Annotated in this window: 16 protein-coding genes; 4 read left to right on the forward strand and 12 right to left on the reverse strand. The window is 73.7% G+C overall.

What is annotated here, in order from left to right; all coding sequences use genetic code 11:
• Positions 1–58: 58 nt before the first annotated feature.
• From ACWDNY_RS11170 to ACWDNY_RS11225, 12 genes are all read right to left on the reverse strand, one after another.
• Positions 59–1,054 (reverse strand): LacI family DNA-binding transcriptional regulator, encoded by a 996-nt coding sequence (locus tag ACWDNY_RS11170; RefSeq protein WP_451645468.1) that lies wholly within the window; start codon positions 1,052–1,054, stop codon positions 59–61.
• Positions 1,055–1,698: 644 nt separating this feature from the next.
• Positions 1,699–1,941, reverse strand: a complete 243-nt coding sequence (locus tag ACWDNY_RS11175) for a DUF5302 domain-containing protein (RefSeq protein WP_451645469.1) — start codon at positions 1,939–1,941, stop codon at positions 1,699–1,701.
• 204 nt (positions 1,942–2,145) lie between these two features.
• Positions 2,146–3,561, reverse strand: coding sequence for a DEAD/DEAH box helicase (locus ACWDNY_RS11180; protein WP_451645470.1), 1,416 nt, complete (start codon positions 3,559–3,561; stop codon positions 2,146–2,148).
• A gap of 458 nt (positions 3,562–4,019) precedes the next feature.
• Positions 4,020–4,223, reverse strand: a complete 204-nt coding sequence (locus ACWDNY_RS11185; RefSeq protein ID WP_451645471.1) for a cold-shock protein — start codon at positions 4,221–4,223, stop codon at positions 4,020–4,022.
• A 451-nt stretch (positions 4,224–4,674) separates the two neighbouring features.
• Entirely contained in the window at positions 4,675–5,952 is a 1,278-nt protein-coding gene (locus tag ACWDNY_RS11190) for an APC family permease (RefSeq protein ID WP_451645522.1), read from the reverse strand.
• A 236-nt stretch (positions 5,953–6,188) separates the two neighbouring features.
• Positions 6,189–7,094 carry a universal stress protein gene (locus ACWDNY_RS11195; protein ID WP_451645472.1) on the reverse strand — a complete coding sequence of 302 codons (906 nt, stop codon included), beginning with the start codon at positions 7,092–7,094 and terminating at the stop codon, positions 6,189–6,191.
• An 80-nt stretch (positions 7,095–7,174) separates the two neighbouring features.
• Positions 7,175–8,050 carry a CBS domain-containing protein gene (locus ACWDNY_RS11200; protein WP_451645473.1) on the reverse strand — a complete coding sequence of 292 codons (876 nt, stop codon included), beginning with the start codon at positions 8,048–8,050 and terminating at the stop codon, positions 7,175–7,177.
• 703 nt (positions 8,051–8,753) lie between these two features.
• Positions 8,754–9,227, reverse strand: a complete 474-nt coding sequence (locus ACWDNY_RS11205) for a hydrogenase maturation protease (protein ID WP_451645474.1) — start codon at positions 9,225–9,227, stop codon at positions 8,754–8,756.
• Positions 9,224–10,570: a Ni/Fe hydrogenase subunit alpha gene (locus ACWDNY_RS11210; protein ID WP_451645475.1), complete on the reverse strand. Its 1,347-nt coding sequence runs from the start codon at positions 10,568–10,570 to the stop codon at positions 9,224–9,226. The genes ACWDNY_RS11205 and ACWDNY_RS11210 overlap by 4 nt, the downstream gene beginning before the upstream one ends.
• Positions 10,567–11,445, reverse strand: coding sequence for an NADH-quinone oxidoreductase subunit B family protein (locus ACWDNY_RS11215; protein ID WP_451645476.1), 879 nt, complete (start codon positions 11,443–11,445; stop codon positions 10,567–10,569). Before ACWDNY_RS11215 ends, ACWDNY_RS11210 begins: the two co-directional genes overlap by 4 nt.
• Position 11,446: 1 nt before the next feature.
• Positions 11,447–12,268, reverse strand: coding sequence for an FAD/NAD(P)-binding protein (locus tag ACWDNY_RS11220; RefSeq protein WP_451645477.1), 822 nt, complete (start codon positions 12,266–12,268; stop codon positions 11,447–11,449).
• Positions 12,269–12,329: 61 nt separating this feature from the next.
• Positions 12,330–13,451, reverse strand: coding sequence for a 4Fe-4S dicluster domain-containing protein (locus tag ACWDNY_RS11225; RefSeq protein WP_451645523.1), 1,122 nt, complete (start codon positions 13,449–13,451; stop codon positions 12,330–12,332).
• 232 nt (positions 13,452–13,683) lie between these two features.
• Here ACWDNY_RS11225 and ACWDNY_RS11230 point away from each other — a divergent pair, with 232 nt between their 5' ends.
• The 4 genes from ACWDNY_RS11230 to ACWDNY_RS11245 all read left to right on the forward strand — a co-directional run bounded on the left by ACWDNY_RS11230 (position 13,684) and on the right by ACWDNY_RS11245 (position 16,455).
• The gene (locus ACWDNY_RS11230; RefSeq protein ID WP_451645478.1) at positions 13,684–13,911 is read left to right on the forward strand and encodes a 2-oxo acid dehydrogenase subunit E2; all 228 of its coding nucleotides are present in this window, start codon (positions 13,684–13,686) and stop codon (positions 13,909–13,911) included.
• 203 nt (positions 13,912–14,114) lie between these two features.
• The gene (locus tag ACWDNY_RS11235) at positions 14,115–15,035 is read left to right on the forward strand and encodes a pyridoxamine 5'-phosphate oxidase family protein (protein ID WP_451645479.1); all 921 of its coding nucleotides are present in this window, start codon (positions 14,115–14,117) and stop codon (positions 15,033–15,035) included.
• A 363-nt stretch (positions 15,036–15,398) separates the two neighbouring features.
• On the forward strand, positions 15,399–16,301 hold the full coding sequence (locus ACWDNY_RS11240) for a universal stress protein (protein WP_451645480.1): 903 nt from the start codon (positions 15,399–15,401) through the stop codon (positions 16,299–16,301).
• Positions 16,302–16,326: 25 nt separating this feature from the next.
• Positions 16,327–16,455, forward strand: coding sequence for a hypothetical protein (locus tag ACWDNY_RS11245; RefSeq protein WP_451645481.1), 129 nt, complete (start codon positions 16,327–16,329; stop codon positions 16,453–16,455).
• Positions 16,456–16,460: the final 5 nt, after the last annotated feature.

Here is a 16,460-nt window from a genome sequence, read left to right on the forward strand (position 1 = left end):
GGAGGGCTGAGGAAGCCGGCGTCCTCGGTGGGGGCGGCGCCGAGGGCGATTCGCGTGCTCATCGGATGTCCTGCGCGGACCGGTCGGCGAAGGTGGTGGGGACACGCTGTCCGAGTGTGGCGCGGCCGGCGATGAGGTCGACGAGCCCGCGTACACCGAGCCGGCCGATCGACGACGCGTCGTTGCGCACCGCGCTGATGGGCGGAGAGGCGAACTCGAACCAGTCGAGGTCGTCGAAGGAGACGACTTCGATACGGGCGGCCTGTTCTGCGCCGAGCCGCTCACGCAGGGCGCGCACGGCTCCCAGGGTCGTCAGACCGTTCGCGCCGAACACGGCCGTGAACGTGACGCCACGGTCGAGGATGCGGGACATGGCCTCGGCCGCTCCGCCAGCCAGGAAGTCACCGGCGTCGAGCAGCCTGTCGTCGGTGCTGATGCCGTGTGCCTGGCGCCCGGCGAGGTAGGCGGCGCGGCGCTCGGCGCCGGTGGAGATCGAGTCCGGGCCTCCGATGAAGGCGACGTCGCGGTGGCCCCGGCGCTCCAGCCAGGCAAGCACCTGCTGCACGCCCTGAGCGTTGTCCGTGCCGTACAGCGGGGCGTCGACGCCCTCGATCGTGCGGTTGAGGAACACGACCGGCAGTCCGGACGCGAGCGTGGCGGCAACCTGCGGCGAGACGGTGCTCTGCGGGGAGAACAGCAGGCCGTCGATGCGCTGAGCGGCGAAGGTCCGAAGGTATGCGTCGGCCTGCTCGGCGTCCTCGTTCGCGTTGGCCAGCAGCACGGTGTATCCGTGGCGGCGCGCCTCCTGCTCTGCGGCGTGAGCCAGCTCGGAGAAGAACGGGTTACGGATGTCCGAGACGAGCAACCCGAGCACGTCCGTACGGGCACGCCGCAGCGAACGGGCGGGGCCGTTGGCGATGTATCCCAGCTCGGCGGCGGCCGCGAGCACACGGGCACGGGAGTCGGCCGAAGTCTGACTGCTGCCGCTGAGCACACGGGATGCGGTACCCAGCGCGACGCCGGCTCGTGCCGCGACATCCTTGATCGTGGCCATCCGCCCCACCTCCTCACGGAAACGTTTCCATGGCTGGAATGAGACTAAGATCGCACATCGATCGGGAGATGAGCAAGGGCCGAAACACATACATGCAGCGACGAGCTGCTGCCCCTGCTCGACAGGGCGCCGGCGGTGGACCGCGTCGTCGGACGACCCCGACGATGGCTCTGGCGAGGGTCGGCGAGGACTTCGATGGTGTCCGTGCCGTGTGCGCGCACAGCTAGAGGGCCCGCTTGCCGGGCATGGCCCTTCTCGAATTGACGAGGCGCTTCGTCACACTGGCCGGGCGTGGCTTGCTCGGTCAGGCAGCGCGGGCCGGCGAGTTTCTCATCGGCGTTGCTTGATGCGGACGGCTCGGGGGCAACGCCGACGGGGGTGGCCAGACGCGCCGGCGTCGCACCGGGCCGTCAGCCACGTCCGGCCACCGTGCAGCGTCGGCGGCCGGACGTCCTGGCCGGAACTCCAGCACGGAGGCGCCACCGACCCGCGCCGACGGCGGCTGGGCCCTTCCCACAGGCGAGACCGCCGGCCAGGCCTCGCCCGCAGCGCGCACAGGGGACGTTGCGGGCCACTGCACGGGGCGCGCGAGTGGTGGCGCTCAGAGTGCTGGTTGAGCCGGCCGGACCGCGGGACTGATCGACTCAGCCACCGCTCTTGCGCCTGAACGACCGCTGGCTCGCAGCCGGGCCGTGCGCCGCGCGCACCTTCGACGCATCCGGGTTGACGGCAGCATCGGCGGCGTCCGCCTGCGCACCGCGCTTGCGCGCCAGGGCTTCGCGGAACTTGCGCTTGAGGTCGTAGTTGCCGTCGCTGTCCGGCGCCAGAGGGGACGTCTCGGGGGCAGCCGGCTCCGAACCTTCCGTAGACGTGGGCTCTGCGGTCATGGTGACCTCCTGGGTTCGGGGATGGGCAAGCACAGCTTGTCATGCCGAGCGCAGTGCGGGGCGCCGGCAACATCATCCTGTTCCGTTTCGGCGGGTATCCCTCTCACTGCCGAGGGCGTTCGCTTCGGGGCGCAGGACGGGCTTCGGACTGGGCCGATGGTTGTCGATCCCTGGCCACGAGATTCGCTGCCAGCGCACCGGCTCTCAGCCGTTGCGACGCACCAGGGCCGCCTTACGGGCCTCGGCGAGCTTGCGGGCCTCGCCGGCCTTTCGGGACTTGCCGCCGGCGCCGCGGGACGTGTCCTTGCTGGTGCCGAGGCCACGGAAGGGAGCGTTGGTGTTCTTGGGCCGGGGAACGGCGGGCCCGCCGTCGAGCGGGATGCCGGAGGGAGCCTTGGCGCCGGTGATCCGGCTCAGCTCCGCCTCGCCGGAGCGCACCTTGGTGACGGTCGCCTCGATGCCGGCCTCGGCCATCATTCGGCTCGTCTCGCGGCGCTGGCCCGCCGGTACGAGCGTGACCACGATGCCGGACTCACCGGCGCGGGCGGTGCGGCCCGCCCGGTGCACGTAGTCCTTGGGGTCGGTGGGCGGGTCGACGTTGACCACGAGATCGAGGTCGTCGACGTGCAGGCCACGGGCCGCGACATTGGTCGCCACCAGAACGGTGACCTGGCCGTTCTTGAACTGCGCCAGGGTCCGGGTGCGCTGTGGCTGGGACTTGCCGCTGTGCAGGGCCCCGGCGTGCACCCCGCTGGCCCGCAGATGCCGGGTGAGCTGGTCGACGGCGTGCTTGGTGTCGAGGAACAGCAGTACGCGGCCGTCACGAGCGGCGATCTCCGTGGTGACGGCGTAGCGGTCAGGGCCGTGGACGACCAGAACGTGGTGCTCCATCGTCGTGACCGTGCCCGCGGACGGGTCCACCGAGTGGACGACCGGGTCGTGGAGGTAGCGGTGGACCAGCTGATCGACGTCGGGATCGAGAGTGGCTGAGAACAGCATCCGCTGACCGTCGGGGTGCACCTGGTCGAGCACGTCGGCAACCTGCGGCAGGAATCCCAAGTCGCACATCTGGTCGGCCTCGTCCAGCACGGTGATCCTGACCCGTCCCAGGCGGCAGGCGTTGCGCTCGATCAGGTCGTGCAGGCGCCCGGGGGTGGCGACGACCACCTCGGCTCCCTGGCGCAGCGCGGCGACCTGCCGGCCGATCGACATGCCGCCGACGACCGTGGCCATCCGCAGCCGCAGTGCCTCGGCGTACGGCGCCAGCGCCTGGGTGACCTGTTGGGCCAGCTCCCGGGTGGGCACAAGAATCAGAGCGAGGGGCTGCTTCGGTTCGGCGCGCCGCCCGGCCGTACGTGCCAGCAGCGGCAGGCCGAAGGCGAGCGTCTTGCCCGATCCGGTGCGCCCGCGCCCCAGGACATCGCGCCCCTTCAGGGCATCGGGCAGTGTGGCGGCCTGGATCGGAAAGGGCTCGCGCACCCCCAGTCCGCTCAGTGTCCGCAGCACCTCCACCGGCAGTCCCAGACCTGCGAAGGAGACGGCCGGGGACGCCGCCGGGGTCGTGGCCTCGGGCTGGGCGGGACCACCGTGAGCGATGCCGGAGTCATCGGGATACTTCAAGAACAGCCTTCCGCAGGGGAACGTACCGAGGAAGGCCCGGCAGGATTGAACAGCCCACGCACAAGCGGAACCGAACAGGCAGAATCGCCCACCGCGACGACCACGCAAGCGCATGACACTAACACACGGCATGACATCGCGCCGAGATACGGATCGCCCCTCACGGTCTGACCATTGGGTTCTAGTCCGATCTCCTTCGCCGCGGCCTGCGTCAGCTGCGAACGGGAGACCAGGACGCGCGTGCGCGGAATCGTGGCCTGGTGGAGCGCCTCGCGGACGCCTCGCCCGCGCATGCCGTGCAGCTGGTCGCCGATACGGCGGCGCGGGTGCGGGAGCTGCCCACCGGCAAGACGGGACGGAGGTCGATCGGCCGGCCCGGGTCGGGGCGCGGCACCGGGATGCGGGCGGGCCCGGCGCCCTCCAAGACGCCGGGGGACCGGGCCCGTCCGGGTGCCGGATCAGATGACGCGGATGTTCTCCGCCTGGGGGCCCTTCTGGCCTTGGGTGACGTCGAACTCCACGCGCTGGCCCTCCTGCAGTTCCCGGTAACCCTGACCGGTGATGTTGGAGTAGTGGGCGAAGACGTCCGGGCCGCCGCCCTCCTGCGCGATGAAGCCGAAACCCTTCTCGGCGTTGAACCACTTCACAGTTCCCTGTGCCATGCCTGTCTCCTTCGACGGGGGTCGGGCCCGCGTGATGCTGCGGGTCCGGAGGTAATCGCCCTGGTCCGGAGAGGGCTGCGCAGCAAAAACGCCCGCGGGCAAAGTGACCACGGGCGAACGACTTCGGAACCACGACCGCTCTGTGAACCACGCTAATCCCTCTGCCGGGGCACCGCCAGGCCGAAACGCCGTCGGCCCCGTCGTGCGCCGGTCCAGGCGCTGCCGCGAGCCGCTGAACGGAGCCGGGGCCGGGGGAAGCGTCCGGCCGACGGGCACGACCCGGGGCGCCGATCGTTTGCGCGCGAGGTGGAAGGGCCGGGGCGGCGCGCTTCCCGGACGCTTGCGGTGCGCGGTGCGGCAGCCCGCCGTCCGGACAGCGCACGACGGACCGGCCGGCGGGCGGCGCCGCCCGCGGGAGTGATGGACCGGGCGGTGACGGAGATCAGCAGGGTCAGCGCCGCGAGCGGTCGGCCAGGGCCTTCCGCACGCCGTACACGGCGGCCCCGACGACGAGGACGGCGGCGCCGGAGGCCACGGTGGCCGGGGGCTGGGCGAGGGCGAGGGCCGCGCAGCCCGCGAGGCCGATGACGGGCACGAGGCGGGGCGGTCGTCCTTCGTCCGGGCTCAGCGTCCGCGCCGCCGCGTTGGCGATGGCGTAGTAGGCGAGGACACCGAAGGAGGAGAAGCCGATCGCGCCTCGCACGTCGACCGACGCGGCCAGAACGGCGACCACGGCGCCGACGGCCAGTTCGGCTCGGTGGGGAACGTGGAAGCGCGGGTGGACCGCGGCCAGGGCTCGCGGAAGGTGACGGTCGCGGGCCATGGCCAACGTGGTGCGCGAGACGCCGAGGATCAGTGCGAGGAGCGACCCGAGCGCGGCGATGGCCGCGCCTGCGCGCACGACGGGAGCCAGACCCGGGACACCGGCGGCCCGCACTGCCTCGGCGAGCGGCGCGGCACTTCGCGCGAGGCCGTCCGGCCCCAGCACCGCGAGCACGGCCACGGCGACCGCCGCGTACACGACGAGGGTGATGCCCAGCGCGAGAGAGATCGCGCGGGGAATGGTGCGGGCGGGATCCCGCACCTCCTCGCCGAGCGTGGCGATCCGGGCGTAGCCGGCGAAGGCGAAGAAGATCAGGCCGGCGGCCTGGAGGGTCCCGCCGACGGTCGTGTCCGCGCCGGTGTCCAGGAGCGCGGCATCGGCGGTGCCGCTGGTCGAGCAGGCGACCACCACGGCAGCCAGGACCGCAAGGACGACAGCGACGACGACACGGGTCAGCAAGGCGGACTTGTGCACCCCGGTGTAGTTGAGCGCGGTCAGCGCCACCACGGCGGCGACCGCGACCGTGTGGGTCTGGCCCGGCCACGCATAGGCGCCGACGGTCAGGGCCATGGCAGCGCAGGAGGCGGTCTTGCCGACCACGAACGCCCAGCCGGCCAGATGGCCCCAGAAGCCGCCGAGACGCTCCCGGCCGTAGACGTACGTCCCCCCGGACTCGGGGTGGCGGGCGGCCAGCCGGGCCGACGAGGTCGCGTTGCAGTAGGCCACGACCGCGGCCAGCGCCAAGGCGAACAGGAGCCCGGAACCGGCCGCCTCGGCCGCTGGGCCGAACACCGCGAAGACCCCGGCCCCGATCATCGACCCCAGGCCGATCACCACCGCATCGGCCGCCCCCAGGCGGCGCCGCAGCTCACCCGGGCCCGACGAGGCACCCACCGCCGCGTTCATCCCCTGCTCCTCCACCCGCACCAGGCGTCGATCCCAGCGCACGGTAGCCGACGAAGGTGTCCGGCAGGGTGGCCGAGCCGCCGCATCGACGGCCGTGCCTGTCGGCGGACCGTCTCTACCGGCTCCGGCCGTGGTGCGTGCCCGGCGAGGTGGCTGTCGCAAAAGGATCGGGTCAGGCCGTGATCGAGACGGAAGGGTCGTCCTCGACGGTGCGACGCACCGTGCGGGACGGCGGCTCAGCCGTGCGCGACGACGGCGACGGGAGCAGCGACGTGGTGCAGGACGGCATGGGTGACGTGACCGATGCGGGCGCCGAGGGGACGGGTGCGGACACGCCGGCCGACGACGACCAGGGAGGCGTCGTGGGAGGCGCTGACGAGGGCCGGCGCGGCGTTCTGGTACCGGCTCGCCTCGATCACCCGGACGTCCGGGAACTTCTGCCTCCAGGGGCGCAGCACCTCGGTGAGAACGGCCGCTTCGCGACTCGCGAGGGAGCCTTGCGGATGGAGGTCGGCGGACATGCCGTACAGGTAGGTGGGTGGCGGACTCCAGCCGTGCACCACCCGCAGGGGGGCGTTCCGGCGGGCGGCGGCGTCGAAGGCGAACTCCAGCAGCCTCTCGTCCGGGGCACCGGTGTCGAGGCCGAGGACGACGGGCCGGAAGGGGGTCCCCGCGGACGGCACGCCGGCCGGGTCGGTCCCGTGCTCGTCGGCGGCCTGCTCGCCCGCCCGGACCAGCACCACGGGACGTACGGTGTGGGCGATCACGAACAGGCTGACCGAGCCGGTTGTGAACCCGGCGATCCCGCCGATCCCGCGCGAGCCGAGGACCAGCAGCTCGGCACCTTCCGCCGCCTCGGCCAGGCATGCGGCCGGATCACCGGTGACCTGATCGGTCACCACCTCGATGCCGGGGTGGCGCAGCCGGATGCCCTCCTCGGAGTCGAGCGGCATCCCTTCGGTCCGGTGCCGGACCGCCCCGGGGGCCGGCGCGGGAGCGCGGGCGACGGGCAGGGGCGGGGGCTCCCACACGTGGAGCAGCCTCAGCGGCAGGCCGCGCAGCCGCGCCTCGCGCGCCGCCCATTCGGCAGCCGCCCGGCTCTCGGGCGAGCCGTCGAGACCTGCGGTGATGGTTCGCGACATGGTCTGCGCCTCCGGGGTGCGAGGTCCGGCCTCCGCGGTGCGAGGTCCGCTCCGGGCGTGGCTGTGCGGGGGCAGACGGGTCAGGCGGCGGTGAGGAGGTTCTTCACCTCGACGACGTCGGTGATCCCCTCGACCTCGGCCACGAGCCGGTCCATCGTCGTGGTCGGCACGCGTCCCGTCAGTTCCACGATGCCGTCGTGCACCGCCACCCCGATGGTGTTCCGGTCGTCCTGAGGGCAGAAGGCCTCGATGCGGGCCTCGACCTCCGCGCGGATGCCCGCGTCGTCCCTGATCAGCGTCTGCAGCAGCGCCTCGCGGCGCACGACGCCGACGAGGCGGCCCTCGTGATCGGTGACCGGCAGCCGCTTCAGCCGGGACAGTGCCGCCAGCCAGGCGGCCTCGGCGACCGTCGCCCCCGGCAGCACGGTGATCGCCGGGCTCGTCATCAGGTCGGCGGCCGTCTCACCGTGGGCCTTGCCGTGCAGGCGGCGCTCGCGCAGCCTGTCGATAGGTCCGGGCCGGTGACCGGAGGCATCGAAGGCGATCTTCGCCAGCAGGTCGGACTCCGAGACGACGCCGACCACGTGGTCCTCGGCGTCCACGACGGGGACCACGCCGGCCCGCTCGCTCGCCAGCAGGCGGGCGATGTCGCGGTACGGCAGGTCCTCCTGCACGGACGCGGCGGGCACGTCCATCACGTCCCGCACCGGCGCGAGCCCGGCCTCCGGCGGTGCGGGCGGTCGCGTGGGAGAGGGGGCCGACGGTGCCGGGCGGGCGGTGCCGCGGGCCGGGGCCGTCGAAGCCCCGGTGCCGGTGTGTCTGGCCGCGGCCGTGGCGACGGCTCCCAGATAGCGGACCAGCATGTCCTGCTGCGCCTCTTCACCGGGCTTCCAGGGACGGGAGGCCACGGACCGGCGGGCCTCGGCCTCCGCGGAGAAGTTCTCGTGCGCGTTCACGATGGCCTCCGGACTCCACTCGGTCGAGTTGCCTACCGCGCCAGTCTTCCCCTCTCACCCTCCCTGCCAAGAGCCGAACGGCCCTGGTGCGACGGCATGACGGCCCTATCCAGCGCCTGCCGGGGGGGGACCCGCGCGGGCCGGACTGCGCCAGGCGGTGTCCGGCGCCCCGAGCCGGTACGGCTGCTCGGGCACGTCCGCACCGCGGCCCGGGTGCAGCCGGGGGACGATGAGGGCTGCCCTCGCCGCCTCGCCCTGGGGCGACCCCGGTGACGACACGCCGTGGGCCCTGGTCACCGGCTGCGCCTGGCCGCCGCACGGCGCACCGCGTCGCCGTACCGGCGGCACGCCGCTGAGCTCAGGGACGGACCGCGCTGCTGACGGCCCGTGAACTGTTCGTACACGGGCGGACGCTCAGGCACCGCGCCTGGGAGATGCTGACCACCCTGCCCCGCGGCCGGCTCGGCATGATCCCGGCCGATCTGATCGACGCCCACCGCCCGCCGCGGGAGGGTGCACCGTCGTGAGCGTGCACGGACGCCGGGTGGCGCCGGGCCGGGCGGCTGCGGTTGCGGTTGCGGCTGCGCCGCAGTCTCGCCACCGCGCTGCGCGGAGCCGACCTGCTGGAGCGCAAGCCCCGGCTCCTGCTGGACCACGAGCGCGCGGCTGGTCGCGCCGCGGAGGAAGCGGGCCGGGTGTGGCGTCAGTGGTTGCGTTCGTGCGCCTGCCGCAGGGAGGCGACGGCACGGTCGACCAGGCCGGGGAGCGCCGAGCGCACCGCTTCGCTCAGGCCGGCGCCGAGCTCGGTGCCGGCCACTTCCACGGCGTGCACGACGAGCCTGCGTGGCAGCCGGCCGAGGGCCTCGGCCAGGGCGAGGCCCTCCCCCAGCCCGAGGGCGTGCGTGCTGGCCGTGCCCGGGCAACGGCCGGCCGCTTCCGCCGCCGTGAGCGTGTGCAGCTCGCCCGGCCGGGCCGGCCGGGCGCGGAGTGCCTCGATCACGATCACCGTGTCGGCGCCCTGCCACAGGTCGAGCATGCGCGCGGGTTCGCCGTCGCTGACGGCCAGGACGGTGCCGTCGGGCACACGGCTGCGCAGCGCCTCCACCGCTGCCGGACCGACCCCGTCGTCGCCGCGCAGGGGATTGCCCACACCGATCACCACCACGCGGCCGTTCAAGGACGTTCCACGGTCATGTCGAGGAAGTGGGCGGCGCAGGAGATGCACGGATCGTGGTTGCGGATGGCCCGTTCGCACAAGTGGGTGAGCTCCTCGTCGTCGGCGGCCGGCCCTGCCCGGTCCAGGCGTGCCTGGACCACCCTGCGCACGTCCTCCTCGATGGCCGTCTGGTTCTGGGCCGTGGGCGGGACGATGCGGGCCTCGGTGAGCGTTCCGTCCTCCGTGAGGGCGTAGCGGTGGTACAGCAGCCCCCGGGGCGCCTCGGTGGCCCCGGCGCCGGTCCCCCGGCGCGGCGGGACCTCGACGGCCGGCCGGGGAGGCCGTTCGTATCCGTCGATGATCCGCAGGGCCTCCTCGACGGCGTGTACCACCTCCACGGCGCGTACGACGATGCTCCGGAAGGGGTTGTCGCAGACGGCGCCGGCCGCCGGGTCGCCCAGTCCGGCGTCGCGCGCCGCCTCCGCGGCCACCGGGTGCAGCCACCGGCCGTTGACGGCGTAGCGGGCCAGCGGGCCGGTCAGGTACCGGTGGCCGTCGAGAGTGGCGGTCAGGGCGGTGGAGTGCGGTACCTGCCCTTCCCGGACATGCTCCTCGAAGTCGGCCAGGGGGAACTCACGCACCTCGGGGATCCGTCCACGAGCGGTGCTGACCGCGGGTGTCCCGGAGTCGATGGCGTAGCGGCCGGGATCGCGCAGCGCGAACAGGTCGTGGTCGCACACGGCGTCGGGGAAGTCGAACGCCGCCACCCAGCGGACGGTCTCCAGCGCGTCCTCCCGCGCCCGTCGCAGCCGTTCCGCCAGGGGGCGGAGTTCCTCCGGTGCCGGCGTCCGGTAGAACCCGCCGGTCCGGACGTTGACGGGGTGGATGGCGCGGCCGCCGAGCTGTTCGAGGATCGCGTTGCCGGCCTGCTTGGTCCTCAGGCCGCGTTCGACGGCGGCCCGCTGGTCGCGGGCGAGTTCCACGACATCCGCGCGTCCGAGGAAGTCGGGGGCGTGCAGCAGGTAGATGTGCAGGGTGTGGCTCTCGATCCACTCGCCGCAGTACAGCAGGCGGCGCAGGTCCGCGAGCGGGCCGTCCACGGTGACACCGCAGGCGTCCTCGATGGCCCGGCAGGCGCTCATCTGGTAGGCGATCGGGCAGATCCCGCAGATGCGCGCGGTGATGTCGGGAGGTTCGGTGTGGCCCCGGCCGACCAGGAAGGCCTCGAAGAAGCGCGGCGGTTCGTAGATGCGCAGCCGCGTCTGCGTGACCGCGCCCTCCTGGACGCGCAGGTGGAGGGCCGCTTCGCCCTCCACCCTGGCCAGCGCGTCCAGTCGCAGGACGCGGGTACCGCGAGCGTTCATGCGGGCCTTTCGGGGCGGTTGTCCGTGCCGGCCCGAGGGCTGTGCTGCTTCTCGGCCGCGACGTCGGGTACGGAGGCATATTCGGGTGACGCGGCGTTGAAGGTGTGGAGGACACGCTGGATGTCCCGCTCACTCATCCCGTCGTGGCGCAACTGCGCGGCCATGGAGCGCAGGTCGGGCCGGGTCGTGGGCCCGAAGCAGCCGTAGCACCCGCGTCCGTAGGCAGGGCAGATGGCGCCGCATCCGGCGTGCGTGACCGGGCCCAGACAGGGGGTGCCGTGGGCCACGGTGATGCAGGTGGTGCCGCGCCTCTTGCACTCGAAGCAGACGCTGTGGCCGGGGATCCGGGGTTTGCGTCCGGCCAGGTGGGCGGTGATGACCTCGAGGAGCTGGCGGCGGTCGATGGGGCAGCCGCGCAGTTCGAAGTCGACCGGGACGTGGGCGGAGACAGGTGTCGAGGTCTTGAGGGTGGCGATGTACTCCGGTCGGGCGTAGACCGCGGCGAGGAACTCGTCGACGTCCGCGAAGTTGCGCAGGGCCTGGATGCCGCCCGCGGTGGCGCAGGCTCCGATGGTCACCAGGTACCGGGAGACGCTGCGGATGTGCCGGATCCGCTCGGCGTCCTCGGCGGTGGTGATCGACCCCTCGACCAGGGACAGGTCGTACGGTCCCCGGCCGTCCAGCCGTACGCGCTCCCCGTCGGACCCCTCGACCGGGGTCATCTCCACGAAGTGGTCGATGTGTACGCGCTCGGCGAGGTCGAGGAGTTCGTCCTCGCAGTCCAGCAGGGTGAGCTGGCAGCCGTCGCAGGAGGCGAACTTCCACACGGCGAGCGACGGCCGTTTGCCGGTGGCCGGTCCGGGTTCGGTGACCATGTCACAACTCCCTCACGAGGAGCAGGCGTTCCACGCGGTCGTAGCCGACGACCGGCCCGTCGCGGCACAGCAGGAGCGGGCCGAGCTGGCAGTGGCCGCAATGACCGGTGGCGCAGCGCATGTTGCGTTCGAGAGACACCTGGACGCGGTGCGGGACCAGGCCCCGGACGAGGAGGGCGCGGGCGGTGTGACGCATCATGACCTCGGGTCCGCACACCAGGGCACAGGTTTGTTCGGGGCGCAGGTGGAGGCGGTCCAGGAGCGCGGTGACCACGCCCACCGAGCCCCGCCAGCCGGGGCCGGGCCGGTCGACGGTCACCTCCACCCGGGCGCGGCCGCGCCAGCTCTCGATCTCGTCGCGGTACACCAGGTCGGCGGGGGTACGGGCGCCCACCAGGATGGAGAGGCGGCCGTAGGCGGCCGGCCGGTCCAGGACCGCGTGCACGACCGGCCGCAACGGAGCCAGCCCGATGCCGCCGCCGATCACCAGCACGTCGTGGCCGGCTGCCGCGTCGAGGTCCCACCCGGTGCCGTACGGCCCGCTGAGTCCGACGGCGTCACCCGGGCGCAGCCGGTACAGCGCGGCCGAGACCGCGCCCACCGCGCGCACGGTGTGCACGAGGCCTCCCTGGCGGCCGCGCAGTGCGCTGGCCGAGACGGGCACCTCGCCGACCCCGAACGCGTAGATCATCGCGAACTGCCCCGGCGCGAAGGGCGGGAGTGCCCGGCCGGCGGCGGGTACCAGTTCGACCGACCGGGTGTCGGCGGTCTCGCTCCGGGCGTCCGCGACGCGGTACGGCAGCGGGGGCAGCACGGTGGTCATGGCGGCCCGCTTCCCGGCGGCCGTGGGGCCGCGGGAGGGACTCGGCAGGCCCGCGTCCCGGTCACCACGCCGCTTCCCCGGGTGCTCCGGACCGCGTCCAGTCGTGCAGGGCGGCGGCCTCCTCGGTGATGTCGATGCCGACCGGGCACCACACGATGCAGCGTCCGCAGCCCACGCAGCCGGACGAGCCGAACTGGTCGTACCAGGTGCCCAGCTTGTGGGTCATCCACTGCCGGTAGCGGCTGCGTTCCGAGGAGCGCACCGGACCGCCGTGCAGATGGGAGAAGTCCAGGTCGAAGCACGAGTCCCACAGCCGCCACCGCTCCGCGTGGTCGCCGGTGAGGTCGGTGACGTCCTCGGTGGTGGTGCAGAAGCAGGTGGGACACACCATGGTGCAGTTGCCGCAGGTGAGGCACCGGCCCGCGACGTCGTCCCAGCGGGGCGCGTCGAGGGTCCCGGCCATCAGCTCCCGCAGGTCGGCCTCGGGCATGGTCCGTCCCATCCGGTCCGCGGCGGCGGTGACGGCCGCGCCTGCGGCCTCCCGGGTTTCCGCGTCGGCCGGGCGGGCGGGCAGTTCGGCCAGGATGTCCGCGCCCTCCGGGCTGCCGCCGCGGACGAGGAAGCGGTGCCCGTCCTCGTCGACCACTTCGGTCATCGCCAGGTCGTAGCCGGAACCCGCGGCGGGTCCGGTGCCCATCGAGACGCAGAAGCACGTGGCGCCCGGCTCCGTGCACTCGACGACGATCAGCAGTGCACCGCGGCGCCGCCCCGCGTAGCCGGGGTCGCGGTACGTCCCACCGGTCAGCACCCGGTCCTGGACGGCGATGGCCCGCAGGTCGCAGGGACGCACGCCCAGGAAGGCGTAGCGGGGAGGCGCGGCCTCGTCGGCCGTGAACACCAGCTCCCCCTCCACCCGGTCGGCGCTCCACTCCCGCACCCGCGGCGGGTGCAGGAACGACTTCCACGACTGGGGGCCCGCGGCGTTCGCGAAGGCCGCGCCGTCCGGCCGCTCCCGCAGCCGGTACCGCCCTGCCTCCAGCTCCACACCCCAGCCGTACGGCAGCTCGTCGGCCGACCCGAGCTCGGCCAGGACGATCGCGCCGTCGCGCACGGTCGGCCCGACCACGGTGAACCCGCGCCGCGACAGCACCTCCACGAGCGCCGCCATACCGTCCTTGTCCATGACGAGCCCGCCGGACGCGGAGGCGGGGGAAGCGTTCACATCGGCGTCGGTACTCACGATGGGCCTCCTGGCGCACTGCGGACGGCAACCGGCGGCCCGGCCGTCCTTTCGGGCCCACGTCCGCAGCGTCCGCCGACACGACGGCGGGCCGCCAGAGCCATGCGGGCCGGGGGAAGGGCCATTGGTCCTGCGGCCCCGCGGCCCGGCCCGCCGCCGTGGCTACGGGCGGGCGGTGACGTGGACTGAGCCGTCCGGCCACCCGGCCCAGCGCACTCGCCGGGGCCGGCTGCACGACGGCGAGACGACCGGCGCGACCTTGACCGTCAGCAGCCTGGGCGCTCAGGGCGCGGAGGACGTGTTCGGGGTCATCCATCCGCCCCAGGGGGCGCTCGTCGGCTTCGGCGCGGCGTCGAGCGGCCGTGGACCGCGGACGGCACGCTCGGCGTGCATCCGGTGGTGACCGCGACTCTGGCCGCCGACCACCGGACCACGGACGGTGCCGTGGGGCGCGCTACCTGACGGCGGTGGACCGGCTGCCGGTGGTGCACGGCGCCTCCCGTGTACGGCCGGCCGCCTCGCCGGCACGGCGTTCTCGCCCCGAGCGGCGGTTCGGCCCGCGTGGCAGGGTGGATACAGCACCAGTCTGGGGAAGGGGCGGCGATCATGCGAGCTCGCCTCGGCGACCAGCTCGTCATCGAGAGGTCGGCCACCGGCGCGTCCCGGCGCGACGGCGAGATCGTCGGACTCCACCACGACGACGGAACGCCTCCCTACGACGTGCGCTGGTCCGACACCGACGAAGTGACGCTCGTGTTCCCCGGACCCGACGCCCACGTCCGGCACCTCGAACACGGACACGCCGGCGTCCGGCGCGAGTCCCGGCCGGACACCGGTGAGGCGGAGGCCGTGCCCGTGACTGCCCCGCCGACGGGCACCACAGGCCCCGGCGACATCGGCAGGCGTGTGAGCCGCGCACGCCGGAGGCAGGGGCTCAGCCGGGAGGAGACCGCCCGGCGTGCCCGGATGTCGCCCCACTACCTGGCGTACCTGGAGGAACGGCCCGGCGACCCGACCCTGGCGACTCTCATCAGGCTGGCCGACGCACTGGGTACCACGGTCACCGCACTGCGCGGCGGAGGCACGGATCTCCCACCCGGTCAGGGCCAGGCACTGCTGCACCCCCGCCTCCGGGACCTCGGCCCGAAGGAGTGCCGCTCGCTGCTCGCCGGACACGGTGTGGGGCGCATCGCGGTGGGGACGCCCGAAGGCCCGCCGGTGGTCCTCCCGGTGAACTACGACGTCGTCGACGAGGCCATCGTCTTCCGGACCGCGCCCGGCTCCGTCACCGCGGCGGCCGCGGACACGGAGGTCGCCTTCGAGGTCGATCACGTGGACGAGGCTCTGAGCCGGGGCTGGAGCGTGCTCGCCGTCGGGCCCGCGCGTGTCGTGACGGATCCCGGCACCGTGCGATGGCTCGCCCACCACGCCCACACCCCGCCGTGGGCGGGCGGTGAACGCGAGATGTGGGTGTCGATCCGGCCCACCAGCCTCACCGGCCGCCGCATCGACCCGGCCGAGCAGTAGGGGCCGCGGACCATCCGGGCGGCACCCGGTCCCGCCCTGCCGCGACCACGCGTTGAAGAACCGGCTCACGACGAAGCCCGCCTGGACCATGGTGATCGTCTCCCGGCAGCCGGGTTCGTCGGCGCGACCCCGACCGGTCACGCCGGCGGCGGTCACGGGCCCCTCGGCGAGGGCGCGGACCGCCGGCGTGACACCGCGAGGCCCCGGCCGGCGGCAGGGCCGGTCGGGTCCCGTTCGGCTCGCCGTCCGGTCCCCTGGCAGGTGGGGGCCGGCGGTCCCCGGGACAGGACCTGCGGCCCCTGCCCGTGGCGCACGGCCGACGCGATGCTCATACCGCACACTCGTCACCAGGAGGTGGAGACCATGCCCCGTACCGTCACCGTCGGTCTCGACGGATCGCCCGAGAGCCGGGCGGCGGCCGAGTGGGCGGCCCGGGAGGCGAAGCTGCTCGACGTGCCGGTGAGGCTCGTCCATGTGTGGGAGCCGGTGCCGGAGCCCCTGGCACAGGCCCCCCTGCTCGGCGCGGAGACCCAGCGGCACTGGACCGAGCGCATCCCCCGCGAGGCCGCCGAGGGACTGCGGCTGCGGCACCCCGGAGTCGAGGTCATGGCCGAGCAGGTGCTCGGACACCCCGCGGAGTCGCTGGTCGAGGCCGCCGAGGAGGCGGAACTGCTCGTGCTGGGCTCCCGCGGCCTGAGCGGGGTGGCCGGCTTCATGGTCGGCTCCGTCGGCCTGGCCGTCGTCGCCCGTGCCGAACGGCCCGTCGTCCTGGTCCGGGCCGGCGAACAGGCGGCGGACGAGCACGAGATGGACCCCGCCGGTGTCCCGTCGGCCGCCGCCCGCTTCCGCCCCGTCGTACTCGGCGTGGACACCATCAACCCGGACGAGGCCGTGCTCGCCTTCGCCTTCGACGCGGCGGCGCGCCGCGGTACGTCCCTGCGCGTCGTCCACGGCTGGAGCCTGCCGCCCCACTACTGGACGAGCCTGGTGCCCGAGCCCGACCCGCGCACGCTGGGCGAGGAGGAGTCCACCGCCCTGACCGAGCTGCTGCGCCCGTGGCGGGCCAAGTTCCCGGACGTGGAGGTCCATGAGGAGTCCCATCTCGGCAGTGCCGCCGAGCAGTTGATCGTCGCCTCCCGCGAGGCCTCACTGCTGGTCGTGGGCCGGCGCACCCGCCGCAGTCCGCTCGGCGCCCACATCGGCCATGTCACGCATGCCGTCCTGCATCACGCCGCCTCCCCCGTCGCGGTCGTCGCCCACGGCTGACCCCGGCCCCGGAGGAGAACCCGTCATGAAGGCACCGGTCGTCCAGGCGTTCGGCACGGCCCGCGCCATCGAAGAGCGTCCCGGTGACGGCGTCACCCACAAGGTGCCCTTCGGCCGGACCGGGACCGTCCTCGGCTCCGGCCCGGGACGGTGAGCGCG

This window comes from Streptomyces sp. NPDC003697, assembly GCF_053587115.1.